Annotated in this window: 24 protein-coding genes; 3 read left to right on the forward strand and 21 right to left on the reverse strand. The window is 60.1% G+C overall.

The genetic code is table 11. From position 1 onward, the window contains the following. Positions 1–33: 33 nt before the first annotated feature. Positions 34–669, reverse strand: coding sequence for a TetR/AcrR family transcriptional regulator (locus tag ACIQUS_RS18235; protein ID WP_403049307.1), 636 nt, complete (start codon positions 667–669; stop codon positions 34–36). 78 nt (positions 670–747) lie between these two features. Between ACIQUS_RS18235 and ACIQUS_RS18240 the strand changes: the two genes are divergently transcribed. Further along, the gene (locus ACIQUS_RS18240) at positions 748–2,214 is read left to right on the forward strand and encodes an efflux transporter outer membrane subunit (protein WP_403049310.1); all 1,467 of its coding nucleotides are present in this window, start codon (positions 748–750) and stop codon (positions 2,212–2,214) included. 316 nt (positions 2,215–2,530) lie between these two features. Here the strand turns inward: ACIQUS_RS18240 and ACIQUS_RS18245 are convergent, their stop codons facing one another. From ACIQUS_RS18245 to ACIQUS_RS18265, 5 genes are all read right to left on the reverse strand, one after another. Continuing rightward, on the reverse strand, positions 2,531–3,484 hold the full coding sequence (locus ACIQUS_RS18245) for a PD-(D/E)XK motif protein (RefSeq protein ID WP_403049313.1): 954 nt from the start codon (positions 3,482–3,484) through the stop codon (positions 2,531–2,533). Then, positions 3,477–5,795 carry a Z1 domain-containing protein gene (locus tag ACIQUS_RS18250; RefSeq protein ID WP_403049316.1) on the reverse strand — a complete coding sequence of 773 codons (2,319 nt, stop codon included), beginning with the start codon at positions 5,793–5,795 and terminating at the stop codon, positions 3,477–3,479. Before ACIQUS_RS18250 ends, ACIQUS_RS18245 begins: the two co-directional genes overlap by 8 nt. Next, entirely contained in the window at positions 5,795–7,813 is a 2,019-nt protein-coding gene (locus ACIQUS_RS18255; protein ID WP_403049319.1) for an ATP-binding protein, read from the reverse strand. Before ACIQUS_RS18255 ends, ACIQUS_RS18250 begins: the two co-directional genes overlap by 1 nt. Further along, a complete protein-coding gene (locus ACIQUS_RS18260) occupies positions 7,810–9,471 on the reverse strand; it encodes a DNA cytosine methyltransferase (protein ID WP_403049322.1) in 1,662 nt (553 codons plus the stop codon). The genes ACIQUS_RS18255 and ACIQUS_RS18260 overlap by 4 nt, the downstream gene beginning before the upstream one ends. Positions 9,472–9,738: 267 nt before the next feature. After that, a complete protein-coding gene (locus ACIQUS_RS18265; protein WP_403049325.1) occupies positions 9,739–9,906 on the reverse strand; it encodes a hypothetical protein in 168 nt (55 codons plus the stop codon). Between ACIQUS_RS18265 and ACIQUS_RS18270 the strand changes: the two genes are divergently transcribed. Further along, positions 9,905–10,384: a very short patch repair endonuclease gene (locus tag ACIQUS_RS18270; RefSeq protein ID WP_403049328.1), complete on the forward strand. Its 480-nt coding sequence runs from the start codon at positions 9,905–9,907 to the stop codon at positions 10,382–10,384. The two genes, ACIQUS_RS18265 and ACIQUS_RS18270, sit on opposite strands and share 2 nt — an antisense overlap. Positions 10,385–11,075: 691 nt before the next feature. Here ACIQUS_RS18270 and ACIQUS_RS18275 read toward each other — a convergent pair. Both ACIQUS_RS18275 and ACIQUS_RS18280 read right to left on the reverse strand, forming a co-directional pair. Next, on the reverse strand, positions 11,076–11,369 hold the full coding sequence (locus ACIQUS_RS18275; RefSeq protein WP_403049331.1) for a DUF3077 domain-containing protein: 294 nt from the start codon (positions 11,367–11,369) through the stop codon (positions 11,076–11,078). A 126-nt stretch (positions 11,370–11,495) separates the two neighbouring features. Next, the gene (locus ACIQUS_RS18280) at positions 11,496–11,723 is read right to left on the reverse strand and encodes a hypothetical protein (RefSeq protein ID WP_403049334.1); all 228 of its coding nucleotides are present in this window, start codon (positions 11,721–11,723) and stop codon (positions 11,496–11,498) included. Between the two features lie 1,063 nt (positions 11,724–12,786). Here ACIQUS_RS18280 and ACIQUS_RS18285 point away from each other — a divergent pair. After that, positions 12,787–13,029 (forward strand): HNH endonuclease, encoded by a 243-nt coding sequence (locus ACIQUS_RS18285; RefSeq protein ID WP_403049463.1) that lies wholly within the window; start codon positions 12,787–12,789, stop codon positions 13,027–13,029. Between the two features lie 145 nt (positions 13,030–13,174). Here ACIQUS_RS18285 and gspM read toward each other — a convergent pair whose 3' ends face one another. Genes gspM through gbpA form a run of 13 tightly spaced genes read right to left on the reverse strand, consistent with a single transcriptional unit; the run spans position 13,175 to position 24,705 of the window. Further along, positions 13,175–13,648, reverse strand: a complete 474-nt coding sequence (gene gspM, locus ACIQUS_RS18290) for a type II secretion system protein GspM (RefSeq protein ID WP_403049337.1) — start codon at positions 13,646–13,648, stop codon at positions 13,175–13,177. Between the two features lie 3 nt (positions 13,649–13,651). Beyond that, entirely contained in the window at positions 13,652–14,737 is a 1,086-nt protein-coding gene (gene gspL / locus ACIQUS_RS18295; RefSeq protein WP_403049340.1) for a type II secretion system protein GspL, read from the reverse strand. Positions 14,738–14,743: 6 nt separating this feature from the next. After that, a complete protein-coding gene (gene gspK / locus ACIQUS_RS18300) occupies positions 14,744–15,619 on the reverse strand; it encodes a type II secretion system minor pseudopilin GspK (RefSeq protein WP_403049343.1) in 876 nt (291 codons plus the stop codon). Continuing rightward, the gene (gene gspJ, locus ACIQUS_RS18305; RefSeq protein WP_403049346.1) at positions 15,612–16,208 is read right to left on the reverse strand and encodes a type II secretion system minor pseudopilin GspJ; all 597 of its coding nucleotides are present in this window, start codon (positions 16,206–16,208) and stop codon (positions 15,612–15,614) included. Before gspJ ends, gspK begins: the two co-directional genes overlap by 8 nt. Continuing rightward, a complete protein-coding gene (gene gspI / locus ACIQUS_RS18310; protein ID WP_403049349.1) occupies positions 16,205–16,582 on the reverse strand; it encodes a type II secretion system minor pseudopilin GspI in 378 nt (125 codons plus the stop codon). Before gspI ends, gspJ begins: the two co-directional genes overlap by 4 nt. Then, the gene (gene gspH / locus ACIQUS_RS18315) at positions 16,566–17,057 is read right to left on the reverse strand and encodes a type II secretion system minor pseudopilin GspH (protein ID WP_403049352.1); all 492 of its coding nucleotides are present in this window, start codon (positions 17,055–17,057) and stop codon (positions 16,566–16,568) included. Before gspH ends, gspI begins: the two co-directional genes overlap by 17 nt. A gap of 1 nt (position 17,058) precedes the next feature. Next, a complete protein-coding gene (gene gspG / locus ACIQUS_RS18320; RefSeq protein ID WP_403049355.1) occupies positions 17,059–17,487 on the reverse strand; it encodes a type II secretion system major pseudopilin GspG in 429 nt (142 codons plus the stop codon). Between the two features lie 15 nt (positions 17,488–17,502). Then, positions 17,503–18,708, reverse strand: coding sequence for a type II secretion system inner membrane protein GspF (gspF, locus tag ACIQUS_RS18325; RefSeq protein ID WP_403049358.1), 1,206 nt, complete (start codon positions 18,706–18,708; stop codon positions 17,503–17,505). 2 nt (positions 18,709–18,710) lie between these two features. Then, positions 18,711–20,195 (reverse strand): type II secretion system ATPase GspE, encoded by a 1,485-nt coding sequence (gene gspE / locus ACIQUS_RS18330; RefSeq protein WP_403049361.1) that lies wholly within the window; start codon positions 20,193–20,195, stop codon positions 18,711–18,713. Further along, positions 20,192–22,078 (reverse strand): type II secretion system secretin GspD, encoded by a 1,887-nt coding sequence (gspD, locus tag ACIQUS_RS18335; RefSeq protein ID WP_403049364.1) that lies wholly within the window; start codon positions 22,076–22,078, stop codon positions 20,192–20,194. The genes gspE and gspD overlap by 4 nt, the downstream gene beginning before the upstream one ends. After that, complete coding sequence (locus tag ACIQUS_RS18340; RefSeq protein WP_403049367.1) at positions 22,075–22,638, reverse strand: type II secretion system protein N; 564 nt, start codon at positions 22,636–22,638, stop codon at positions 22,075–22,077. The genes gspD and ACIQUS_RS18340 overlap by 4 nt, the downstream gene beginning before the upstream one ends. Further along, a complete protein-coding gene (locus ACIQUS_RS18345) occupies positions 22,638–23,150 on the reverse strand; it encodes a cytochrome b/b6 domain-containing protein (RefSeq protein ID WP_403049370.1) in 513 nt (170 codons plus the stop codon). Before ACIQUS_RS18345 ends, ACIQUS_RS18340 begins: the two co-directional genes overlap by 1 nt. Positions 23,151–23,205: 55 nt before the next feature. Beyond that, complete coding sequence (gene gbpA / locus ACIQUS_RS18350) at positions 23,206–24,705, reverse strand: N-acetylglucosamine-binding protein GbpA (protein WP_403049373.1); 1,500 nt, start codon at positions 24,703–24,705, stop codon at positions 23,206–23,208. Positions 24,706–25,101 lie beyond the last annotated feature (396 nt).

Raw genomic sequence — 25,101 nt, forward strand, 5'->3', positions numbered from 1 at the left:
TACGAGTTACGAAACTGTCAACTCGAATACAAACTAGGGCGCCAGGCTCCGAAGGATCATATCGGTGACAGCCGTGACGCCACGCTCCAGCTCAGCCAGGCTCCTGCGCTCCATCGCAGGCGGGTGGGTGTAGGGAATCAAAGCTTCCTGGATCGCCAGCGCCACATCATCCAGCGGCGTCTTGCGCTCGAATTCGCCTGATGATCGGCCTGCCTCTACGATGGCCCGGATCATTTCGCCCAAGGCGCTCTGATGGCCGGCCGCCGTGCACCACTGCTCTTCCACTGCGACCACGACCAGCTCGAACAACTTGCTCTCGTTCATGAAAAGCGCATGGCTAAGCAGCAGCGCCTGCTGCGTGAATGCCCGCATCTTGCGGGTTGCGGTGGTTTGTTCGGCCGTCAGGTTACGCAGCTCGGTGTCCATCTCGCCCAGCACCATGGCAACGATCGCCTCGCCAATCGCCTGCTTGGAGTCGAAGAAGCGATAGATGTAGGCCGTCGTGATGCCGATGGCCTTGGACAGGTCGGCCACCGTGGTCTTGCGATAGCCGAACTGGCGGAACTGCTCGTTCGCCACGTGCAGTATCTGCAGGCGGCGGTCGTGCTCGGCAGGGCCACGCTGGCCGGAGGATGGCAGCTCGATGCTGTCTGTTGAAGTCTGCTTCATGAGGTCAATAGTCCATTGACAGATTAGGTAACGACTTTAAGATACCGTAAACAGAAATTAGTTTCTGAGGAAACGCAAATGAATCGATACCTGGTTGGAGGCGCCCATAGTGTACTCGCGCTCATGGCACTGGCGGGCCTTAATGGTTGCATGGTGGGCCCGGATTACGAACGGCCACAGGTTGAGGCCAACGCGCAATTCAAAGGAGCGCAGACGCTTGACGGACGCATAGCCCGCCCCTCCTCTGTGGCCTTCGACCGTTGGTGGCAAGGGTTCGGCGACCCGGTACTCGACCACCTGGTGGATACCGCCCTGGTTCAAAACCTCACGCTCGAGCAAACCATCGCCCGTAGCGCCCAAGCCGAAGCGGTGGCGCAAGGCGCCCGGGCTGAGTTGTTTCCAACGGGGCAGGCTTCGGTAAACGTAGCCCGCGCACGGCAATCACTGGAAGACCCGGTGGTGGCTACACAGAACGCTGTGCTCCCAGGGTTCGATCGCACGGGAAACCTTTATGGTGCAGGCGTCTCCAGCCTTTGGGAAATCGATTTGTCAGGTGGTTTGCGCCGCGGCTCGCACGCCGCGCTGGCCGAATATGAAGCGGCGCAGGCGGATGTCGCGGCGGCAAGGCTTCGGGTGACGGCCAGCGTGGTCGACAACTACCTGCTGATACGCCTGCTCCAGGCGCGCCTGGGTGTTGCCCAGGAGCAGGTCAACACCCAAGGCGATATCGAACGCCTGGTAGAAGCCTTGACCGCACGTGGGCTTGCGCCCGACCAAGAGTTGCAGCAAGCAAAGTCGGAGTTGGCGTTAACCCGCGCCACAGTGCCCGTCCTGGAGACCCGATTGACTGCGGCAAGGAACAGCCTTGACGTTCTTCTGGGCCGGCAACCCGGCACCCTGGAGGCGGCCTTGGACAAGCCGAAACCAATCCCCAGCGCGCCCTCAATCGAGGCCGCGGGTGGCACCACCGCCCTCTTGCGTAGACGGCCTGACCTGATGGTCGCAGAGCGTCGACTTGCAGCATCGAACGAACGCATCGGTCAGGCCATCGCCGAGTACTACCCGAAAGTGTCCCTGTCCGCACTCATCGGCACCACGACGACACAGGCCTCGAACCTGTTCAGCGGTGACGCCGGCCAGGCGATGGGAGCGCTCGGGCTGCGCTGGCGCCTGTTCGACTTCGGCCGCGTGGATGCCCAGGTAAAAGCAGCCAAAGGCAGCTACCGCGAACGTCTGGCGGGGTATCGCCAGAGCGTGCTCGAAGCGAGCGCCGAGGTGGAAGATGCGATCTCGGCGCTGGTCAACGGCGAGGTACAGGAAAAGCTTCTGGCCAATGGCGAAGCGTCTCGAAAACACGCCCGCGATGCCGTCCTCGCCAGTTACCAGCAGGGGAACAGCAGCTACATCGAACTGCTCGAAACCCAATCCCGACTGCAACTGATCCAGGCCCAGCGCCTGGATGCGACCTACGCCGCCTCTTCTTCGGCGGTGGCGCTGTACAAGGCTTTGGGAGGTGGCTGGGACGAGCCCACGGCAGTCGAGTAACAGCTCTCGGCTCTTCGGACTAAGCATTTCCCCAGAGCAAGCCACAAGTTGAATCACTTGTGGCGTGAGGCATCGTTGTCAGCGGCACTGGTCGAGGGGCTTGGCTGCACCATTGGCGTGCAGGTGCCTGTTGCACAAGACCCGGAGGCTGGGCTGGCGCAGCTTGGCTACTGGAGCGGCTCAACCGCGAACCGACCGACGATGAGATTGCCTACCGGCGACTATGGAAAAGCTAGGGAAGGTCTTCAAACAACCCTGCGCACAAGCGACGTCAACCTGCCACGGCGTACGGCAGCGCAGATTGTGCGGTGACGCGTTAGGCGGTTAGAAGAACTTCCTGAACGTCCGATACGTCGAGCGACGGCAGGTTGCCGACATTGATGCTGTACCTAATGCCTGTCACACCGAGTGGCGGCACGTAGTCATCGGGGAGCCTGGGGAAGTTGCCGGCGACTTCGAAGACATGGACATCGCGGAATGTGAATCGGAGGAGTGCGCCTGTCTGTCGTAGGCCCTCGTGCCAACCGAGTTGTGCTAGGCGTGAATCGAAAACATCTAGCGCACGCCCATCGGATGCCAGCTTCTCCCGAATTTCATCGACGCGGTCTGCCAGTGTTTCGTCGCCGCCAAGACTGCGCTCCAGCATGACGCTGACAAACAGGAGGCGCTTGCTGGCGGGTGCCTTCAGCTGATCAAAACGGGATATTTCGTGCTTCGGTTCCGATCGTGTGGTGGTCTTCACTTCGACGTGGACGCCATGTCCGACGAAATCATGACGTTCGCTTTCAGGGCCACTCCAAAGGTGGCTGACGCGCGGGCCGATGGTCGGGAGTAACACGTTGGACAGCACCCAGAGTTCGCCGAAAAGACCGATCTGCTCTGCCATGCTCAGGTCAGGTGCGACCGGGCGCAATGCCGCACGCATGTCGTCGATAACGCGTTCCACCGAGACAGCAGGATCGCGGCCTTCAATGCGGATAGCGTGGAGGACCTTGTTGGCTACTAGCGTAAGCAGTTCTTCGTGGTGGCTGCGTGCGGAAACGTCCAGCCAAGTCTGTCCGCCTTCCAGGATGCGGACCTGAAGGCTCTGCAGGTCCGGCGGCAGGTTTTGCGGGGCGACATCGATGGCCAGCAGCAGGTGCAGGCGTCCGTCGTCTGACACTCCGATCAGCGCTGCTTCCAGGTCTTCGGCCACCTGTTCGTAGATATACTCGTGCGGAAGTCGCTGCTCGCGCAGACTTGCCCAGCGGTCTTGCGTGATCTCAACCATTGCGTACCCCACGGTTCACGACAAGCCGTTGTTCGCCGTCCGCAGTGCGGGGCAGCGAAAGCGCAAGGCCCAGCACTGCCTGTGTTGGCGCGCGGAGCGGTTCGGGATCCAGGGGGTAGAGCAGGAGCAGGCCCTGCTGCGCGGGTCGGTCCTCGCGCATTGCCCGTGCATTGAAGCCGGAGCCAGCGCGGTAGTTCTCCGGTCCGCCATGCAGGTCGGCACCTTCATGGCGTGGATCGATCAGGATGCCGATCGACTCGTTGGCCTGCAACGAACGTCGAACAAGGCCGAAAGGCCTTCCACCCAGGAGTACCTGTCGTTCCCGCTGCGGGTTGGCTACGAACACGGTCCAGTTCGTCAGCTCTCCCGCTTCGGCTCGCTCCAGGATCCAGTCGGCAATCTCTGCGCCCTGAAATGCAATGCTGTTCGGGTGCCCTTCATAACGCCTCAGGAACAGTGCGATGTCCTCGGGTGGTACATCGTGTGCTATGGCGCCGCCGTGTGCGTCCTGTGTCGGGGGGTGCTGTCGCAACAGGCCGGACGCCAAGTCCACGTTCCGTTCCAGCAGTTCCCGGTCCTGCATCGGAAACAGGATCGTCTGCGGGTTTTCGCCAGACCATGACCGTGCATCATCCATCTGCATCCTGCTCTTATTCTTGCTGGTGAGCAGGAGCTTTGAATGGGCGCGCATCCGGATGGCCATCTGGTCAGGCCTGCGGCCGGCCTTGTTCAGTGCCGTGATGGAATCACGCAGGGATTCTTCGACCAGCGCCAACTCCACAAACCACTGAGCGATGCCTTCGGTTGTCCAGATGCGGATCAGGTCTTCATAACCTGTCCTGAAACCATACCAGCGGGCCATCTGCAGCAGAGCGTCCGCCAGCGTTGTGGTGCGCAGGAAATAGGCGATCGTCAGTCCCTCAAGCGTCAATCCGCGCGACAGCCGATTGCCGCCCACTGCAACGAGCTGCCGCCCAGGCTTGGCGTCGTATTCCAGTTCGTCGCCCGTCGTGCTGTTGAGCACAACGACGACCAGACGAGCCAGATTCGTCACTGCCTCTTCCAGCAGAACCTCTTCGCTGCAAGGCAGATCTACCGGTCCCAGCCCTGCGAGCGTTGACCTGAACATCAATTTGAGCACACCGGGTTCGGCGTCCTCATGATGGAACCAGTTGCGGATCTGTTCCTTGATCGCCTCTCCAATACGCAACTGGTCCTGCTGGAACTGGGATACGTGCACCAGCATCGTGTTCGGCTTACCCATCTGGCCGCGCTGCAGTCTGATGGCGCCAGCAAGTGCAAAGGTCAGGAGGGCATCGGCGAGCGACTGGGGAAGATCCAGCGGTCCCCGAACAACAATCGCCTCGCCCCTTTTGCGCTGCTTCGGCTTCAGAGCCTTCACATCTGCCGCGTCTACAGGGCGCAGTACATCGCGGCCCTGCGAGCTGACGCCGAAAAGCTCTTCCGTTCCGGTGTAGCCGTCCGGCCGCGGAAGCTGCACGACGAAGTCCTTGGGGAACAGGTCTTCGCCGACCTGGCTGTCACTGGCGTCTGGGTCGATGAGGATGTTGGCGAATGGCGTAGCCGTGTAGGCGATGTATGTGGCCCGCGGAATCTTTCGGAGAATGTCGCGAATCAGGGCGTTGGTCAGTGACGGGGCCGTGTCGTCATCCGGTTCGGTGTCGGTGTCGATACTGGGGTCGCGCCGATTTCCGCGTGTATTGATGGAGGCCTGATCGGCTTCGTCATCAATGAGAAGAACCGGTACATCAGCGAGCCGGCCTTCGAGTTTGCCGAACCACTGGTTGAGCCGTTTCAGGATCGGCGTGATCTTCTTCGCGACGATCAGAACGGTACCGGTCGATGCGAATCCGTCGGCCACCTCCGGCTCACGAAAGTCTGAAGCCTCATCGGTCAGCTTGATCCAGTCGACGCCGGTCCCGGCCAACTCCAGATCCAGGCGCTTCTGCGTCTGGTTCCGCAGTGAATCGTGAATGCCTGAAAGAACGATGATCAGGCGGTAGCCGACATCGGCTGCGCGCGCTGCCACAGCCGTGAAGTTGGCGGTCTTGCCGGACTGAACGTAGCCGACGACCAGACCGCGGCACTGGAATTCCGGGCGACCTACTGGTGTGGTCTTCGAGATGATCCGCAGTGACTCTTCCGCGACCGACGCAATCTGGTGCGGCTTCCATTTGGGCTGGGCCCGCAGATAGGCTTCATGCCGGGACCAGTTGGTCCAGGCGGTTGCATCAGTCCACAGGGTCAGCCTGGGTTTCAGTGTAAGGGGAAGTGGAAGCCGGACCTGCATCAGGCGTTGTCCATCAGCTGGTCCGGGACACCGGCCGTCTCCAGTGCGCGAAGGAATTCAGACAGAGCCGTCTTGGCCTCAGCATCCTTGTCGATGAGCTGCACGAGCGTCACCAGCGTCGGCATCAGCGGGGTGACCTCGACTTCCTCCCCCTTGAACCCGGTTTTGCGTTGCCATGGCTTGTCGCCGCTACTGACAAGGCGGATTGAAGTTCTGTCCTTCTTTGCAGCCGGGGCCGGAGCAGGTGCCGCCACGGGAGTACCTCCCACTACAGTCGTTGGAGGCAAGAAGCCGCCTGGCGCTGGCGTGCCGGCCGGCGACACAGTCTTGCCGCCTCCTTTCGGAGTCGGCGCAGGTTTTTCCTTCTTGTTGTACCGGTGGCGGGCTGCTGCGCGAGGGGTCTTGATCAGGTCTCCGAGGGGCTTGGTGATTGCAAAGGGCAAGCGAATGAGCTGCTTGCTGATATCTACCTGCAGCTGCTCATCTGCCAGCCTGTCGAAGTCGACTGCGACACGAATCAGCTTGGTGTGCTCATCCTTGGCGAAGAGATCTTCCCAGCCGCCCCATTTGATGAGACGGTCAAGTCGATAGAAGTACAGGCCCTGAGCATCGTTTGCGCGGCCATTCAGGGAGTGGCGGTCGCGTTCGACGCGTTGTTCCAGCGGCGACAGATCCTTGATGTATTCGTCGAACTCTGCCTCGTTTGGCGTGACGTACGCACGAACATAGAGGGCAGGCGTCTTGTCCGGAGAAGCGCCGGGAAGCTCGATGCGATGCTGGTCGTACTCTTTCGTCAGCGGGTGCCCCATAGGGTTGTTGGCACGTAGAACGTCATCGTTCAGCCGGATGACTACCTTCTCGCGCCCGCGCGCCTTGCCTTCAAGATACCGGTGGAAGACCAGTTCGAGGTGCGACTTGATGGCAGCAAGTTCCTGCGCGTAGGGAGAATCTGCCCTGCCTCTCGCAGGCTCCATCGAGGGGCGCATCTGCGTGAGCAGCACGGCCGTGCCCGAGTCTCCGATGTCCACTGCCGAGGCATGCTCGGGAGCTACCGGGTCGCTCAGAAGCGCCCAGCGGCGCGTCTTGGCAAGATGGCCCTTGTCCCAGGTGAGTGTCGTGCTCTCGTTTCCGGCAGCTTTCGATACGACCGTCAGTCGATCGGCCTGGGACCAGGCCGCACCCTTCAGCCCATAGCCGAACTTGCCCAGATCGCCGTCGTCATATTCACGCTGGTGCCCAATCTTCATGGCGTCGCGCAGACCCGATGGAGTCATGCCCGTGCCGTCGTCACGAATGCACATCCACCGGCCGCCCGCATTGGGATTCGGGAAGGTGATGTCGATCTCCCGAGCGCCATGCGACAGGCTGTTGTCCACCAGATCGGCCACGGCGCTGGGCAGGCTGTGCCCGGCACGTGCCAGGATCTTGAAGAGACCGAGCGGGTCCGGTGCGGCGTCATCATCGTTGCGGTTGTTGTCGTTTTCTTTTTGTGACGTCTCGGACACTGTTTCTGCCTCCTTGAATAGCTGCGGGAAGTGATCCGAGAGCACTGTCTGGCAGTGCTGGCCTTCCTCACCGTACAACGCAATCATTGCGGATTTGCCGAGCTGGGCACTCTCTCCATGGCCCAGGATCGAAGAACGGGCTGGGTGGTCTGCCGGGATGACAACCCAGGATGCATTGGCCGGGGTGCTCGAGGCGTCAACTACCATCGCGAACAGGACGCCTGGGTCGACGAAACTGTAGAAGGAGCTTTTCGGGCAATCGCCTTCGAATCTCCAATTCTTGTGCTGCCGCTTGAGCCATGAAGCAACCTCAACCACGGTACCTTCGTCTTCGAGACGCCGGCAGGTGATTGCGATGGTGTCCGGGTTCTCTGCTGAAGGAAAAACCTTGCCGACGACGTCCCAGTCGAAGTTGATGGAACGCTGTTTGGCGCGTTCCTTCCCCTGGCGGCGATACTCATGAAACATGCCGAGTTCGGAATGAGTAAGCAGTCGGAGAATGGTGAACTTCACTTCCTGCCCTCTGTCGTCTTGATTTGTGATTGCTCCAAATCGAACAATGCTACACGCATGTCCTGTGTCTCCGGTGCCCCCAGGCACTCCCGCATTCCACGAGCGATGGCATAGGCAAATAGTGGTGGCACGGCGTTGCCAATCTGCTTGAATGCCGGGTTCATCGATCCTTTGAAAACGAAGCCGTCAGGGAATGACTGGAGCCGCGCAGCCTCACGGACGGTGATGGTGCGTGCCTGTTTCGAGTCGAAGTGGATGTGGGAATAAGAGTCCTTGCCGAGGTGCGCCATCAGCGTACGTACCGGGGCATCGGCGCGGAGCTTCCACCACTTGTTCGGAAACTTTCCCGGGTCATACGGGATGCGCCAGGACATGATGTATGTGCTGACGTCTGCGTTTCTGGGGTCGGTGGGCAAACCGAGTCTCCTGCGGTCGGCAAGCCAGTTCGCAATTTTCTGCTCTACATAGGCATGCACCTGCGGGTACTCCCAGCCAGGCTGAATCTCAGCGAAGATCTTGTAGTCGCGCGGCAGATACCGGAAAACATGGCCAGTCGTAGACCTAGTCGCAAATCCGTGCCACTCCCGCATCAGGCGGGAATAGGCAGTCGACGGCTTGTTTGCTGTGTACTCGACAGGTTCTGACGGGTCCTTCGCCCCGCGACGAATGGCACCCGAGCGAAGCATTTCTTCGGCGTACAAGTGCGGCAGATCTGCCAGCGCATCAGAGGCCGACGTGGCCGCGGGAGAGTCGGGAGCTGGATCGGGAATCCAGCGGTGGTGCGCCGAGCCTTCGGCTTTGATGACTCGCCTCGCAGCATTCTTGGAGCTGGTGTAGCCGGATGGCAGAATCAAATGGTGCGTTGGCACCGGGAATCTTGGCTTGATGCCGGTCGAACGATGGAAGCCGACCAGAATCATGCGCTCCCGCATCTGCGGAACACCATACCAGACGGAATTCAGCAGTGTGTAGGCTACGTCGTAGCCTTCTTCGGCAAGGCTTTTAGAAACGAGCTCGGCAACATTGGTGCCGCCATGGTTGAGGATGTCTGGCACGTTTTCCATCAGAAGCGCAACAGGCTTTGTCGCCCGGATGAATGCGACGTACCGCTCCCACAGGCTGACCCGTCCATCCACCAGGAAGGCTTGATCTGCGGTCACCTCTTCGCGCAGGCGGGCCTGCTCGCGGAGCTTAGCCCGGCCTACACGGGCGAACGCCTGACAGGGTGGCCCGCCGACGAGGACATCGATCTGACGGTCCGTGGCACCCTGCAGCCCGAGATCGCCGAAGACGGTGTCAGCGGTTTCGGTTACCGCGTCACGCGGGGCGTGGTGCGCTTCCTTGTCACCCCCGACCGAGCGCGAGCCGAAGTTGGCTCCGTGCGACTTTGCAGCCCACGGGTCCATTTCGATCGATGCGACCGGTGTGAATCCGGCGGTCAGGAAGCCAAGAGATATGCCGCCACAGCCTGCGAACATGTCCATGTAGCGGATTTCGCCGCCTTCCTGAATACGCTGCAGCTTGCTGCGGATAAGCTCGTCTGGGGTGGAGGAGCGTGAATTCTTGCCAGTCGAGGGGGTCAGGCCTGCAGCCGGGTTAATGGGCTCTTCATAGGTATTGCTGGGCTGCGATTTGCGCAGCTCGGTTTGGATGGACATCCGGTATCTCTCATAGGGAACATGCGCCAAGACCAGCTGCACGGAGCGCAGAAGGACGGCGGCTCAGGCCTGCTCAGACCACGCGGCGCAGCCCGGCTTGACGAATCGTCAACCGGGCGCCAAATGTTACATCGTGTCAGAGTGTAATGAAAATGCCGCGAGGTGTCGCCTGCGCAGGCTGCGTGAACCTTCATAATTAGCCAGCCTCAACCGGCGAAAGAATGCCCTTAGCCTCAAGGTTTCACGGGCAACGGGGTCCATCTCGGCCTAAACGACGATATCTAATCGCTTACCATTGCCTGATGAGGCAAAGCTTTCGCCCAGGCCTCCGGGACCTGCGAAGAAATCCACGATTTGAATTGGCTCGCGAAGCGGAATAGTTTTTTCCAAGGAGGTATCCTGCGTCAGGGGCAAGCTCATCTGGGGATTGTTCATGGACATAGTCAGCAGAGAAGTCAGGTCTCGAATGATGTCGGGCATCCGCGGCAGCGATACATTGCCAGAGATGAAGGTCAGGAAAATGCTTCATCGGCACGGCTTCAGGTATCGCTTGCATCAGCGAAATCTTCCAGGCAAACCCGATGTCGTACTCCCTCGCCACCGTGTCTGCATCTTCGTTCAGGGTTGCTTCTGGCACAGGCATCCGGGCTGCAGATACGCCACGATCCCAAAGACCCGCGAGGATTTTTGGCAGACGAAATTCGATCAGAACGTGAAGCGTGACATCAGGAACCGAGAGGAACTGCTCAGGTCAGGCTGGCGAGTGATCGAGCTCTGGGAGTGCGGAATACGCGGACCGGAAGCGGGGATGAACTGGCTTCTGGAAACGATCCCGGATTGTACCCAAAAATACGTCTCATGGCCCAATTTCTCCGACCTGCTCGTCCCCAGCGATCAGCTTACAGTAAACTGAGCCTATCGGCTTTGAGCACTCCATTTCCAAGCACTCCAAAAGACTCTTCAAAGTAGTCTGGCGCGGGTGGCGCGCAACGATCAACAGCAACTCTTCACCAGCCATGGCTAACGTTTTCACGACCATTTGCTTGATAGGTTCAAGCCCTACGGCTTAAGGGGGGCAGAGCTCAAATTGCACCGTCCATCGGAATCCAAATCACGCAGCGTTCCAACTGGTATTCCAAGCTAGGTAACCCATTAATTATTAACCAACAAAAACAGATAGATACCCATTTGTTTCAGTTTACCCCGGCGCGCGCACTGTCAAGCCCGCCATCAGCATCGAGTTCAAGACGAGCCAGCGGCAGCTGGATTTCCGCGCCGTAATGCGCCCAGGACCGCACCGGAGCGGATCCGGGCCAGGTGCGTTAGCTTGGCAGTGCTCAGTATTTGCTGCCGCCCGTACAGCGAATGGCCACGCGAGTCAGTGTCGTCATTGGCGCGGTAATACTGGATCGGCAGTTCGAACTGCATCCCAGGTAGTACAACACCATCAATGAAACTAGTGTTACCTAAGAGCAATGGCGACAAACTGACAGCGTCGGGCATAGCACTCGCGCAGCTCAGCGCCGAAGTCAGCGACAGTAGCGCGACGGGCACTTCAACTGGCTTCCCCCGTCGAGAACTGGCCCTAGGTCACAGCTTCAGCCCTATGCAGATGCCAGCACGCCGTGCGCCAGGTCCTCGACCAGCGCCTTGGCCATCCCTACCAGATAGTGAGCTGCCCAAGCCGATGTTGCGTCCTGCTCAATGCCTGCTTGCAAGGTGAGTTTGTGCACACAACCCATCAACAAGGTGACCTGCTCCAGGACGAACGCGGCGCTGTGTCCGGGTTCGACGCGGAACAGCCTATCAGAGGTTGCCCCGCCCTCGCCTTCACCGAAGGTACCTACGCCTACAGTCTTGAGGCCTGAAACAGCCTTCAACAACGACTCCTCTTCCATCTCAACCTCCCTGGCCGCACCTACTGCAGTGCACTGCACCAAAAGAATGCTGGGACCGGGCAAAGCCCGCGATCAAGCGCAAAGCGCTTATCCGATCACGGGCAACCCGCTGTTACTGTCACCTGATTAATGCTGCAACTGAACTTTGCTTAACGCCACTTCAACCAATGCGTGGGCATTTTCGATTTCATGCAGGGTGGCCAAGGTCAGGGCCTGCTCTGGGGGTTTGGAATGCAACTGCAGGACCTGCTGGGCGATGGTCTGGGCACAGACCAAGTGCTCGGAGGTTTGGACAAGGATGTCTTCGAGCGAATGATTGGGGGGGTGCGGTGGGTCGGGGACTATTTTCAACATTGGGTATTACTCCGTTTAGTGGAGCTACCACACACATGCTGTCAAACAAAGGGGTGGCAGCTGTACGCGGGTTGACAGACCGGTAAACGAAGAAACCCGGCGCACACGTAGGTGCCCCACGCACAGCCGCCATTACACGGATGCACAGATGGTTTCATTTAATGCGGCCTGTCAAAACCGGTCGTTGAATTGGCAACGACTGGGCGAGACTAGAGACCTAACGGAACCACTGCAATGGCTTGAAAGCAGCAAAAGTATGATTGGGAAATGGACTACATGGAATCAGGAAAATCTGACGACTTCCTTGTTAGTGCCTGTCATTTCACCAGCATTACGAGCTGGACCAGAACCGCTCAAAAATGATGGCCACTTGAAATTCGTCCACTCACATCGCAACATCCCTTTCCTACACAATCAAGGGAACAGTCGCGCAGTGTCAAAGGCAACGCCGAAGGACCGGGTTCAACATGCACTTAGTGAGTTCGACGAGAAGTTCAGCCCCCCCAACTGGGCGAACTGGGAAACCAATCGTCGCTACTGCTCTTGCATCACGGTTCATGGCAAACGCTACCCAGCCAAAGCCATCGTGGCTTGGCCCGAAAGATTGCTGAAGCGTCGTTCTCCGGTGCGTTTGAAACCACTCGATACCTACGCAAAGCAGGAATTAATACCGAACCACTCAAACACCCTCCAGCATCATGCTCGATCTCCATTTAGAGCGCGAAGCTGTGTATGACCGCAGAACAGAAATTCATGATCCCTTTGGTGGAAGCCACCAAACCGAGTTGATTTTGTTTGCGAAGGCTTGTTCACCGAAGAGCAGCTTGATCAAAAAGACACCCCTCGTAGTGCGATTGTCTTTCGCCTCACACGGGTTGAAGCGATCCCCGACTGCGATCCAAGCCTTCCTTTAGAGGCTACTGAAACGCCCCCGCTCCAAGACAGTTTGGAGGCGGCGCGAGAGGCTGCCCTCGCCGTTACGCAACGAGCACCATCCACCTCATCTCAAGCGACCGCCCGAAACATATATCAACGCAGCCGCGTGGTAGCTCACTACGTTTTAATGAGAGCCGATGGGACATGCGAAAGCTGCGAAAAACCCGCCCCCTTTAACAAGCCTGACGGTAGTCCATACCTGGAGCCTCACCATACCAACCGTGTCTCAGATGGTGGCCTGGACCACCCTCAGTACGTAGCCGCTATCTGCCCGAACTGCCACCGGGAAATACATTCTGGGAGTGAGGGCGCCGAGAAGAATCTGGCCTTGGCGCAAAAAATCAGAAGCTATGAGCGTTCTCAATCCTGAATATGCATCTGGACTACCCCCATTCCAATAGATATTTTCCGGCCAAGTAACCTTCCGAACTCCAGCTTTAAGGGCAATGGTGTCTCGCGTAATTCGCTGCCTGCAGAGTCATACTGTTTCCCCTGGGTCGATGTTCCAACCCCGTTCAGCGAGGTTGCACTGCCAGTGTCGCCTTCACCTCGGCGCTGGGGCTCACCTCCACCCCCAGCGCGGTTACTGCTACTCCACTGGCCTCCAGTTTTTCCAGCCATTTCAGCACGCTGTCCAGAGTGCCGCCCAGGCTGAGGCTCATACTTCCCGAGCCATCACCCTCCATGCGTTCGATGACAACTCCGACATTGTCGCTGGTGCGGGCCAAAAAGCTGGGCAAGGTGGTGGCGACCACCTGATCGGCCTGCTGGTTAGCAACGCTTTGAGGCAGGTTGAGTATCTCGACCTGTAGTTGTAGTCCCTGCTGGTAACGGCGCTCGGCATCCAATAGGGCATTTCGTTGAGGTTGCCAGATCAGCATCCAGAACAGCACCAGGCTGACGAATAGGCCAAGCGCGCTCAACGCGACCCGCTCGCGTTGATGCAAACGCTGCCAGTGCTGGTACAACGGAGCAAAAAAGCCAGACATGGGTCACTCCTTGATTTGCAGGCGCGCGCTGACACCCTTCGCGTCGCGCACGGAAGAATCAGACAGCACGCTCAGTCCCTGGCTCACCAGACCTTCACGCAGACGTTCGATATCGGCGAAGGTGGGTGCCTGAATGCGCAAAGTCCAGCCCTCGCCAGCCAGATAGTCAAGGCGATCAACTTGAGCAATGGCACCGCCGCTGCTGCGCCAAAGGCGGGCCAGCCTGTCCAGGCCGTGGGCCACGCCCAGGCGTGTTTCGCCAAGCTGTTGTCGACGGGCGCGCACTTGGCGGGCCAGGTCCACCACCCGGCTCTGCTCGGGATAGCGCTTCTGCCAACTGGCCAGGTTGCTCTGGGCCAACGCCTCGGTGCGTTGATCCAGCAACAGGCGATGGCTGACATCCTGCACCAGCTGCGCGCCGACACCCACAGCGACCAGCAATGCCAGCGCGGGCCAAAGTCTATGACTGTTATCGCGACGGGCCAGCACCCCCTGGCACACATCAATGGCCTGGTGCGAGCCTGCGGCCAACAGCGGCCAAGGTATGGCTTCGCTCCACTGCAAGTGCGGCGGCAACTGTCCCTTGAGGTCCTCGACTTCATTATCGAGCAGTGCCAGGCGCTGGGGCGTGGCGCCGCCAATCAGCCAGCGGCCGCCGCAGCGTAGGGCCAGTGCACGATCGCCGGGCAAGCAGTCGGCATCGATATGAATGCGCCGGGGTTGCAAGTTGCACTGGGCGAGACTGGCGAGCACCTGATGCAGCCAGTCGCGCTTCAGAACGAACAACCGGCAATACCGCCGCTCACGCAAAGGGCCTTGGGCCAGGAGCAGGTCGTCGAAGTCGTCGAGTAGCTTCTCTTCCAAAGCCGAGCGAATGGCCTGGCGCAGCCAGCGGCCGCTGCGGGCTGGCACTTCAATATTGTGATGGCTGGCGATTTCGGCGGGCAGCAGCAAGGTCAGCTCCACGCCCTTGAGGTCTGCGGCGGCCTGCTCCAGGTCGCCCTGGGACACCTCGCCATTGGATTGCCACCAGATCAGCGGCCGGTCGTTGGTCCCGGCGGGGGTAGTGAGATAAAGCCAGGCTTGCACGTAGGGTTACTCCAACAAGGTGCTATCGGGAACGGCGAGTCGGCGGCGAATCACAGTCACCCGGCCTTCAAGACTGGTGTGCAGGTCACTGAGCAGTCGCAAGCGCTGGTCACCCACTTTCACATCGAGGGTCGCGCGAAAGAATTCGCTGCTAACACCCAATCCCAGGGAGCGAACCTCACGGTCCTGCAACAGGGGCTGCTCGATGAAGGCCTGGACGCTGCCATAGCCCTCGGCCGGGCGCACCTGGACGATGGCGCGGGCGACGGCCAGATCAAGCCCTTCAAGTGCGGCGAGCACCTCAGCCGGGGCAGTGTTCAGGTTCAGCGCACCATCCATTGTCCTGAGCCAGGGCTGCAGCCGACGCAGACTCGCGCCATCCACCCGATCCAGGCGCTGCAGTTCGCTACTGTCGGCATACGGCAGCGGCTTGCCGTCATTGGCAAAACGCTGAGGCAGACCGGCCGGGTCGTGTGCGGGTACCTTGAGCACCGCCAACAACCGCTGGTAGCGGGCACGCTGGATACGGTTGCCATCCGGGCGCTGGGTGTTGAGATTGAAGCGACCGCCGAGATCTTCCAGTTGAATGCGAATATGCCCTCCCTCGATTTCGAATACCTGTGTGCCCTGGGCCCAGTGCTGAGCGAGATGTACGCGCTTGAGGCTGTCCTTCTCGCCAAGATCAGCCAGCAGTTGCTGTCGTGCCCAGGCCTCGCCACTCAGGGCCAGTTGCCAGAGTTGCTGGTGGTTGAGCTGATTGGCACTGCTGACCAGGCTCATGCGCTGGCGGGCAAGCATGTCGCTGACAATCAGAGTGACCAGGGCAGTGATCAGCAGCACACTGATCAAGGCCACGCCTCGTTGGTTTTGGTACTCAGGCATCACCGGGCCCTTCGTAGCCGGAAAGCAGGATGACCCTGCGCAGGTCCGGAAAACCCGGCACATCCAATTCCAGTACCACCGCTTGCGGCAGGCTCAGTGGCGAGCTGACGACCGGCCAGGCGTCGTGAATCCGACCCTTGCCATCGATGTACCGCAGGCGCTTGAGGCGGATGCCTTCGAGCAGGCGCTGTAAATGTGCTTGCGGGGTTTGCAGTTCGCGTCCGGGCAGGCTGCGGTACTGGCGTAACCACGTGCCATCGTGCCAGCTATGGCTGACTTCCAGCACTTCACTGCGTCGCTGCTGCAACGGATTGCTCCAGCCACCGCGCACCAGGCGCATGTTGTCTGTCTGGCCGATCAACGCTTGGCGGCTGGGGGCGTCGCTCAACGGATAGGCGATGGCCTGAGTCAGGTCGCGCTCAAAAATACCAAGGGCGCGCTGTACTTCGCGCAACCGGGTTTCATGCACAGCGATGCGTTGCTCGCTGTGCAGCACCCGTTCCAGCAACTGATAGCAGGCAAGCCCCAGCAGGCTGAACAACGCCATGGCAATCAGCACTTCCAGCAAGGTAAAGCCGCGTTGGGTCATGGTTGCCTCTCGATGAAACCCACCAGTTGCGCGCGGCGTACCGGTACTCTGCCTGTGATCTGCACCTGCAGGCTGACCTTGAACAGGCGCGGATCCGGTGCCGGGCCAATGTCACTGAGCAGCAGCCAGTTGCGCCCGGCGAAACTCAGGCGCTCCTCGCTGTGGCCATTGGCGATGGGTCGCAGGCGGGCGCGCAATTCATTCATACGGTTTTCCGCCAACCATTGAGCCAGGCTGCGCTCGGTCAGACCAGCGCTGTTGCCGACGACATGCTGCGCGGCACTGTAGAGCGCTATCGAGAGGGTGGCGAAGATGGCCAGCGCGATCATCACCTCCAACAGCGTGAAGCCGCGTTGCTCAGTTCTCCATTCCACTAAGGCGCACCTCCTGTATGCCGTCGCTGGACAACTCCAACAGCGGGGTCTTGCGCAGTTCCACCAGCAGCGTGAAAGGGCTCAGCTCGTCGCTGGAGAGCACCAGCAACTGCGGGGCGTGGCGCCGATTGCGGGCACTGATGACAGGGGCATTCTCGTCCAGCACAAGGCGCAGACTCAGACTGTCCGGCAGGCGCTGCGCCCGGTAGTGAGGGACGGGCTCCCAGTCGCCGTCCGGAGCTAGGCGTTGCACAGAATAGCCGTCGCTATCGATGCGCAGGCCGAACTCGCGCTGATTGATCTGGGCGTCTTCGCGTAGCAGGCCGATCAGGGTGCGCAGGCGTTCGGCCTCGCGACGCGCCTGCTGTCCGCCAGTATCACTCTGCACCAGGGTGCCAAGGCCGGCCAACAGGCCGATGACAACAATCACCACCAGCACTTCCAGCAAGGTGAAGCCAGCGCTGCGCCGTGGCATGTCAAAGGTCCCAGTTACCAATGTCCGCATTCAATCCCTCGCCCCCGGCACGGCCATCGGCACCGAAGGAAAACAGCTCGTAGGCACTGCCTTCGCCACCGGGCACGATGAATTGGTAGGCGTTGCCCCACGGATCGACGGGCAGACGTTTGAGGTAACCGCCAGGATTCCAGCTGCGCGCTAGCGGGGTACCCGAGGGTTTGCTCACCAAGGCATCGAGGCCCTGTTGGGTGCTGGGGTAGCCGTGGTTGTCGAGTTTGTAGATGTCCAGGGCCATGCTGATGGCCTGGATATCGCTTCGGGCGGCGGTGACCTTGGCCTGGTCTGGACGGTTCATGATCTGCGGCACTACCAGGGCGGCGAGCACCCCGAGAATGACCACCACTACCATGATTTCGATCAGGGTGAACCCCCGTTGTTGCGCGCGCATGTGTCCACCTTTCTGTCAGGTAATGAGTTGGTTGAGGCTGAGAATGGGCATCAGGATCGCTAGCACGATGAGCAGCACGCTAGCGCCCATGAACACCAGCATTGCCGGCTCGAACAAACCGACCAGCATGGCGATGCGGTGCGCCAGTTGCGTTTCTTGCTGGCGTGTGGCGCGGTCAAGCATGGCGATCAGGTCACCGGAGCGCTCGCCGCTGGCGATCATGTAGAGCATCATCGGCGGAAAATGGCCGCTGCGCTCCAGCGCCCGGGTCAGGCCGCCACCTTCGCGCACTGCCTGGGCGATGTCTTGCAGAGCGCTGCGAATCCGCTGGTTGGCCACCACCTCGACGGCGATATCCAATGCATCCACCAAGGGCACACCGCTACGCCCGAGAATCGCCAGGGTGCTGGTGAACCGGGTGCAGTTGCTCGCCCGCAGTACTTTGCCCAACACCGGCAGACGCAGCTGCGCGCCGTGCCAGCGCAGGCTCAGGGCTGGTTTGCGCAGGGCCAGACGGGCTGCACCGAGTAGCCCGCCCAGCAGCACCAGCAACAACACCCCGTAGTCACGCAGCGCGCCGCTGCTGGCGATCAGTCCTCGGGTCAGCGCTGGCAGTTCCTGGCCACTGTCGATGAACACCTTCACCACATCAGGTACCACGAAGCCGAGCAGGAAGCCAACGATGCCGAAAGCGGCCAGCAGCAGGATGCTCGGGTAAAGCATGGCGAGCTGGATCTGTTGGCGCGCGGCCTGGCGCGCCTCGGTGTAGTCAGCCAGTTGCAGTAACACCTGGTCGAGGTGACCGGCGCGCTCACCTGCTGCCACCGTGGCGCGGTACAGCGGCGGGAAAGCACGCGGGAATTCGGCCATGGCGCGGGCCAGGCCGTGACCTTCCAGAACACGGGCGCGGATCGCCAGCACCATGCTTTGCTGGCTGCGCTTTTCGCACTGGGCCGCCACTGCAGCGAGTACTTCTGCTAAAGGAAGGGCCGCCTGCACCAGGGTGGCGAACTGGCGGGTAAGCAGAGCCAGTTCGGCGGCGCCCAGACTGCGCCGGCTACTACCTTTGTGCCGCTGGCTGCCATGGGTGGTACGCAGGCGCAGCGGCACCAGATGGCGCTCACGCAGCAGCTGGCGGGCGTGGCGTTCACTGTCGGCTTCCTGCACCCCGCGCAACTTGCGCCCACTCGGATCCATGGCAAGATAGTCGAAGGCAGCCATGCTCAGTCCTCCCGCGTCACGCGCAGCAGTTCTTCCAGACTGGTGACGCCGGCCAGCACCTTGTCGCGGCCATCAGAGAACAGGCTGGCACCGTACTGCCGTGCATGGCGAGCGAGCTCGGCCTCACCGGCACCCTGATGGATGAGTTGGCGCAAGGTTTCATCCAGCACTACCAGCTCATAAATTCCCTGGCGGCCGCGATAGCCATTGTGCTGACAAGCATCACAGCCCAGCGCATGCCAGAGTCTGGGCGGCGTCGCTGGATTCAGCCCCAGATGTGCGCAGGCCGCTTCGTCAGCCTGGGTTTCGCGCTTGCAATGGGGACAAAGCACTCGTACCAGACGCTGGGCCAGTACACCCAGCAGCGAGGTGCTGAGCAGGAAGGGCTCCACCCCCATGTCCACCAGACGGGTAACGGCTCCAACAGCGCTGTTGGTATGCAGGGTGGAAAGCACCAAATGGCCGGTAAGCGAGGCCTGCACAGCAATTTCGGCGGTTTCACGGTCGCGGATCTCGCCCAGCATCACCACGTCGGGATCCTGGCGCAAAATGGCGCGAAGGCCACGCGCGAAGGTCATGCCCACCTTGGTGTTGACCTGGGTCTGGCCGATGCCGGGCAGGTAGTATTCCACCGGATCTTCGATGGTGAGAATGTTGCGGCTAAGGCTGTTGAGGCTGGCCAGGCCGGCATAGAGGGTGGTGGTCTTGCCCGATCCGGTGGGCCCGGTCACCAGAAGAATACCGTGGGGTCGACGCAAGGCGCCTTCCAGCTGTTCCCGAGTGAGGCGCGCCATACCCAGGCGCGACAACTCGAGCCGCCCGGCCTGTTTGTCCAGAAGACGCATCACCACCCGCTCACCATGGGCCGAGGGTAGAGTCGAGACACGCACGTCGACCTCATGACCTGCGATGCGCAAAGTAATGCGGCCGTCCTGAGGGATGCGTTTCTCGGCGATATCCAGCCTGGCCATGACCTTGATCCGCGACACCAGCAACCCCGCCAGTTCGCGACGCGGGCGCAGGATCTCGCGCAGCAGGCCATCCACCCGCAAGCGTACGGACAAGTGTTGCTCGAAGGTTTCCAGATGGATATCCGAGGCGTTGGCCTTTACCGCCTCGCTGAGGATGGCGTTGATCAAGCGAATGATCGGCGCATCGTCTTGCTGATCCAGCAGGTCGGTGGTTTGCGGCAGTTGCTCGGCCAAGCTGGCCAAGTCGTTCTGCCCGGCGATCTGTTCGCCCAATCCTTCGGCCACCTGCATGGCGTCGTCGCCACCGTCGCGGTAGTGGCTGGCCAGGCGTTGGGCGAAGTCCTCGGTTTCGACCACCAGAGTGTGCTGGATGGCGCCACAATGACGACGAACCTCGGAACGGATTTCCAGCGGCGTACCGACGCGGCAAACCAGCCGCGTGCCAGTCTCACCTTGTTCGAGCAGCACGCCGTGGCGCCGGGCGTAACTGAACGGCAGTCCGGCGAACGAGGTCATGGGCGGGCCTCACGCATACCCACCGTGCTGCCATCATCGCGGTTGTCGAACAGGCGCCGCTTGTCGCTCGGCAGCAGGTTGTTGGCGGCGTCCTTGGACGAACGGAGCTTGCGCAGGTCGTCATACTTGCGTGAGCTGAGCGCATCGCCATCCCCGCTGTTGCGCAGCAGGGTCGGGCGCAGGAAAACCATCAGGTTGGTTTTCTCATTGACCTCCTTGGTGCTGGAGAACAAGCGCCCCAGCAGCGGAATGTCGCCCAGCAACGGCACCTTGCTCACCTGGTTCTTCACATTGTCCTTGATCAGGCCCCCGAGAACGATGATCTGGCCGTCCTCGGCCAGGATGGTGCTTTTTACCGAGCGCTTGTTGGTAATCACGTCGCTGGTGCTGACGCCCGCCGGGGCGGCGGCAAGTTCGGAGCTCTCCTGCTCTACCTTCAGGCGTAGCGAGTCGCCCTCGTTGATATGCGGGGTTACCTTCAAGGTGATGCCGACATCCTTGCGCTCAACGGTGGTAAAGGGATTACTCGCGCCAGCCGTATCGGTGGTGTAGGAACCGGTCTGGAATGGCACGTTCTGCCCAACGAGGATTTCCGCCGGCTCGTTGTCCAGGGTCAGCAGGCTGGGCGTGGACAGCAAATTATTGTTGGAGTCGCTGGACAGGGCGGTGATCAGTGCGCCGAAATCACTACTGCCCAGGCCGATAATGGCGCCATCCAGCAGACTCGGCAGCTTGTCCCCTTCCTGGCGCAGCAGCGTGCCAATGGACAGGCCCGTGCCGCTGAAATTAGTACCGCCGATGATATGGTCGGAGCGGGTTCTCCACTGCACACCAAGGGCCTCGTTAATGTCACCGCTTACTTCGACGATGGCTGCCTCAACCAGCACCTGCGAGCGAGGGCGATCAAGTTCGCTGATGATTTTATCGAGCATGGCCAGTTGTGCGGGTTCGGCCATCAACACCAGAGCGTTCTGGCTAATGTCGGCACTCACCAGGACTGAGTCGCCCTGAGCGTTGCCATCGTTGCCACGGCCGTTTTTCAGGCGCTTACCGATACCGTTAAGCAATTCCGACAGTTGTTTGGCATCACTGTGGCGCAGGCGCACGACGCGGGCGCTGTCGTTGGCGCTGCCCGGTACGTCGAGCGACTTGGCCAGCTCGGCCATTCGTTGGCGCATCTGCGCCGGGCCGATCAGGATGACCCGGTTGCTGCGTGCATCGCCCATCGCTTTGGCGTTACTTGGGCCATTTACATTCTGGGCGACGCTATCGGTGAGGGTCTTGGCCATTTCCAGCGCCCAGGCGTGCTTGAGTTCGACGGTGGAGAACGCGCGGCTGCCGGCACTGTCCAGCTCGCGCACCACCTGGTGGATACGTGCGACGTTGCTGGCGCTGTCGGTCACCACCAGCGCATTGGAGGTGGCTGAGGGCGCCACATAGGCGTCCGACGCCACCAGCGGACGAACCACGGCGGCTACCTCATTAGCGGTGGCGTTGTGCAGGGTCAGCACTTCGGTGACGAATTCGTCCCCGGCGGTCACGCTGGACTTGGTCTTGGCATCGGCCACCGGCACGATCAGCACCCGGTCGCCCTGATCAAGAGCGGCGTAGCCCTGGCTGCGCAAAACAGTGAGGAACAGCGAGTAGATACCGCTCTGGTTCATCGCGGTGGCGGACTGCACTGTCACCTTGCCGTTCATGCGTGGGTCCAGAACCATAGTCTTGCCGGTAATCTGGCCGACCTCGCTTACCAAATCACGCAGTTCGGCATCTTTCATGTTCAAGGTCCACTGGCGCTCGTCACCTATGGTGGCCAGTGTCGGTAACGGGGTGAAAAGGGTGCCGAGCATCAGCACGACCCCAGTGAGTCGGGTCGGGTTCATGGTGTGGTCTCTGCCTGGGAGCTATGGGCGCGCCGCCCTGCTTGAAGGTTCTGTCGAGTTGACTGGGGCTGGCTTCTCTGTGCGGTAGCCAGCAAACGATTCTGATGCTGAGGAAATTGCAGGCTGTGTTCGCGGCCGCCGCGCTGAATCAACACGTGATCGACGTATACGGCCTTGAGCAGGGCGCCGCCGGGCAGACGTTCGCCGATCCTGTAGAACGCGGCGCCTTGCGGTGACTGGATCAGCGCGCGCGACTCCAGCGCCTGACTTTCGCTGAGGCTGGCCAGCAAGGTCAGCGCCATCGCGCCCTGACCGGCTTCCAAGGGCGTCGGCGGTATCGCGCCGAACAGTTCGGCGATGGCCTGGCTGTCCAGCGGCGAATGGCCCACACCCGCACGAGGCGTCGGCTCAGCCGGCGGTTGTGGTTGCATGCTCAGGGCTTGTTGGTACTTCCAACTGTTTTGTCCGAGCCAGCCCAGCCAGGCACACAGCATGGCGATACCGAGAACCAGCAGGGGGTGACGCAGTGGCAGGCGCATTAACACGGGAAGGGGGCGCATCATTTCGTACGTTTGAGCAAACCACGTCCGCTGCGCTGGTGGATGATCACCGCGGCGACATGGCCAGCCACCAGCAGCGCAAACATCACGCAGCTGTAGCGCTGGATAAGATTGAAGAATCCGGTCAGTTGCGGGTCATCGAACGGCTGCGACATTACCAGCAACATGAAGACACTGATCGTGTGCGTTATCACGAGTACGCCGGTCACCAGCACCACGGCGATGTACACATAGATCGCAAGGTGGCCAGCTTGTGCCAGTCGATGCGCGACGTGACTCCCGTGTACTGGCTCCTGTGGATCAGAGTCGGCGAAGATATAGAACAGCCACAGAACGAACAGAGATATCAGCAGGGTGGTCAGCGAGACATTGATGAAGCCGATGGTGTCCTTGATGGAAGAAGGCAGTTGCATCAATTCGCTGGCAAAGTTACTGGCGATAGCCCAGATGACCACCACAGCAAAGCACCAATGCAGCCACCGGCGTGGTGTCGAGTATTTTTCGCAGGTCATGTCAGGATTCCTGAGAAGAAGAGTGGCGAAGGGGCCACCCTCCTTCTACTCGGGGTTACTTACGAATCCAGGCGTCTTGCCAGTTAGAACCGACACCTGGCTCGAACTGGTTGGAGCCCGCGTTCCACTGTATGCAGTAACCGCTGTACGGGAAGGGCTTACACTCGTAGGTATTACCATCCTTGGCCAGCACTTGAGTGCCGGCCGTGTAACTGTTCAGACCGTCGGGGAATACAAAGTCATACTCGCCGCCACCGCCCTGCTCTTCCGCCTTTAGGATGAAGCGGTGAGTGATTTGCAACAGTTCGCCGTTTTCCGGCTTGGCCACGACCACCACATCATGCTCGCCCTGGCTGGCGTTGCGCAGTGCGATGCTAAAGTGCTGGGAATTGTTACCCGCCTGGCCCGCCTGGTAAGTGATGCTCTCACCCTTGCCGTTGAACACGGTGGCGTCAATGGTGTACTTACCGCTGCCCTGGACGATGGCATTGAAGTGAAGATCTGCTGCACCATCCTCAAGTATGTAGCTATCCTGCAGGCCCGATAGGGTCAAATCGCCTGGCAGACTCGGCTGTTCCTTCTGGATCTCCACACGCACGACATCGCTGCCGTTCTTGGTGAAGATGTTGTTGGTGCCGTAGTTGGGAACCACTTCATCGTTCGCATTCAACTGACCCATCATATAGCCGGCGTTGGTCTTGTTGACTTTCTCGGCCAATTGGAACGGCCATGTGTTGGCCTGCGCCTGTTCGGCGCTGTCGATAGATAACAGGGTCTGGCGGCTGCTTTGTTCACCGGTATCAGTGAACACACGGGTCATCACCTTGTCACCGATCCGCAGTTGCTCCGGATGTACCGCGCCGATCGTGGTCCACTCGGAGGCTGGCGCACCGTCATTTTCGATGTTCACATCGACGGCCTGGTAGAAGGTGGCGGCTGTATCGCCGACCCTCCACGTCCCGAGGACGATGTGATAGCCGCTACGGTCGGACGGGATATTGACCTGATGGGTCGTCGTGCTACCTGAAGGGGGGCGTACTCCGCCGGCATCTTCATTGAGCAGAGGCTTGAGCTCAAAGGAATCGCGAGTCAGAGGCTGGTTCGGGTTCCAGTCCTTCTTGGTGATATAGAACTGGTAATAGGCACTGGCGTGGCCCGCCGTATAGTGCCAGGTAAAGTCATTCATTCCGGGCCGGATAGTGTTTTTCTGCCAGCGGTTGGCCGATTGCTCGTTCAACAGGGCGAAGTTGGATATACCGCCGGCAGCAATGGTGCCGTCCCCCGGGCCGCACTGGGTGAAATCGCCCGCACAGTAGTTACCGTTCGGGTAGTGGTGTGCAACCCCAGGTGTGTATTCAACGCTCTGCGGCTCGTAGGCGACGGAGCCACACGCTTTGTTCAGACTGCCACCGCCACCGGAGCACATGAAGGAGCGGGATTTCGGGCTTTCAATATAGCCGTGGGCAGAGGCTTGCGAGGCGCCGAGGGCGGCCATGCAGAAGGAGATGGCCAGGGGTAGTAAGCGATTGCCCTGGGAAGGTGTGCAGTGATTCATTGATATTATTCGTTAGGTAATTGGAAACAACCAAGAGGTAATGCGGAATCAAACCAAGTAGTACGTAATAAGTGATCTAGGGATATCCTGAATTGCATTGAAGCTGCCAAACGGCCTCGCGCAGCGTCACTTGCACCAAATTCTCTATAATCGAATGTAATGGTATAAAACCCTGCGTGCGTAAAATACTCAGCAAAGGACGGTAACGACACCTCCTGAATCCCGCAAAAACCACAATGACAAGGGCCTTCTCAGCCCTACCAAGCGTCTCAGTGTTACAGCGATGCCAACGGCGAAAACGACATCTGCTGGGCACTTTCTCCCAGCGAAATTGCGGAGTGGATTTTGCCCAACGCGAGAAATATTAAATTGACTTTTAATGACATAGTTTTGACT

Source organism: Pseudomonas sp. NPDC090755 (assembly GCF_044769005.1).
Classification (GTDB): Bacteria; Pseudomonadota; Gammaproteobacteria; order Pseudomonadales; family Pseudomonadaceae; genus Aquipseudomonas.

What these genes read in the sequence shown, in the direction of transcription:
- gspH (WP_403049352.1), bottom strand. Translation starts at nt 17,057, where the DNA reads ATGCCACGGCGCAGCGCTGGCTTCACCTTGCTGGAAGTGCTGGTGGTG.
- ACIQUS_RS18245 (WP_403049313.1), bottom strand. Translation starts at nt 3,484, where the DNA reads ATGGTTGAGATCACGCAAGACCGCTGGGCAAGTCTGCGCGAGCAGCGA.
- ACIQUS_RS18240 (WP_403049310.1), top strand. Translation starts at nt 748, where the DNA reads ATGAATCGATACCTGGTTGGAGGCGCCCATAGTGTACTCGCGCTCATG.
- gbpA (WP_403049373.1), bottom strand. Translation starts at nt 24,705, where the DNA reads ATGAATCACTGCACACCTTCCCAGGGCAATCGCTTACTACCCCTGGCC.
- gspD (WP_403049364.1), bottom strand. Translation starts at nt 22,078, where the DNA reads ATGAACCCGACCCGACTCACTGGGGTCGTGCTGATGCTCGGCACCCTT.
- ACIQUS_RS18275 (WP_403049331.1), bottom strand. Translation starts at nt 11,369, where the DNA reads ATGGAAGAGGAGTCGTTGTTGAAGGCTGTTTCAGGCCTCAAGACTGTA.
- ACIQUS_RS18340 (WP_403049367.1), bottom strand. Translation starts at nt 22,638, where the DNA reads ATGCGCCCCCTTCCCGTGTTAATGCGCCTGCCACTGCGTCACCCCCTG.
- gspK (WP_403049343.1), bottom strand. Translation starts at nt 15,619, where the DNA reads ATGCCTGAGTACCAAAACCAACGAGGCGTGGCCTTGATCAGTGTGCTG.
- gspJ (WP_403049346.1), bottom strand. Translation starts at nt 16,208, where the DNA reads ATGACCCAACGCGGCTTTACCTTGCTGGAAGTGCTGATTGCCATGGCG.
- ACIQUS_RS18270 (WP_403049328.1), top strand. Translation starts at nt 9,905, where the DNA reads ATGGACATAGTCAGCAGAGAAGTCAGGTCTCGAATGATGTCGGGCATC.
- gspF (WP_403049358.1), bottom strand. Translation starts at nt 18,708, where the DNA reads ATGGCTGCCTTCGACTATCTTGCCATGGATCCGAGTGGGCGCAAGTTG.
- ACIQUS_RS18345 (WP_403049370.1), bottom strand. Translation starts at nt 23,150, where the DNA reads ATGACCTGCGAAAAATACTCGACACCACGCCGGTGGCTGCATTGGTGC.
- ACIQUS_RS18265 (WP_403049325.1), bottom strand. Translation starts at nt 9,906, where the DNA reads ATGAACAATCCCCAGATGAGCTTGCCCCTGACGCAGGATACCTCCTTG.
- gspG (WP_403049355.1), bottom strand. Translation starts at nt 17,487, where the DNA reads ATGCGCGCGCAACAACGGGGGTTCACCCTGATCGAAATCATGGTAGTG.
- gspM (WP_403049337.1), bottom strand. Translation starts at nt 13,648, where the DNA reads ATGTCTGGCTTTTTTGCTCCGTTGTACCAGCACTGGCAGCGTTTGCAT.
- ACIQUS_RS18280 (WP_403049334.1), bottom strand. Translation starts at nt 11,723, where the DNA reads ATGTTGAAAATAGTCCCCGACCCACCGCACCCCCCCAATCATTCGCTC.
- ACIQUS_RS18235 (WP_403049307.1), bottom strand. Translation starts at nt 669, where the DNA reads ATGAAGCAGACTTCAACAGACAGCATCGAGCTGCCATCCTCCGGCCAG.
- gspE (WP_403049361.1), bottom strand. Translation starts at nt 20,195, where the DNA reads ATGACCTCGTTCGCCGGACTGCCGTTCAGTTACGCCCGGCGCCACGGC.
- ACIQUS_RS18250 (WP_403049316.1), bottom strand. Translation starts at nt 5,795, where the DNA reads ATGCAGGTCCGGCTTCCACTTCCCCTTACACTGAAACCCAGGCTGACC.
- ACIQUS_RS18260 (WP_403049322.1), bottom strand. Translation starts at nt 9,471, where the DNA reads ATGTCCATCCAAACCGAGCTGCGCAAATCGCAGCCCAGCAATACCTAT.
- ACIQUS_RS18285 (WP_403049463.1), top strand. Translation starts at nt 12,787, where the DNA reads ATGAGAGCCGATGGGACATGCGAAAGCTGCGAAAAACCCGCCCCCTTT.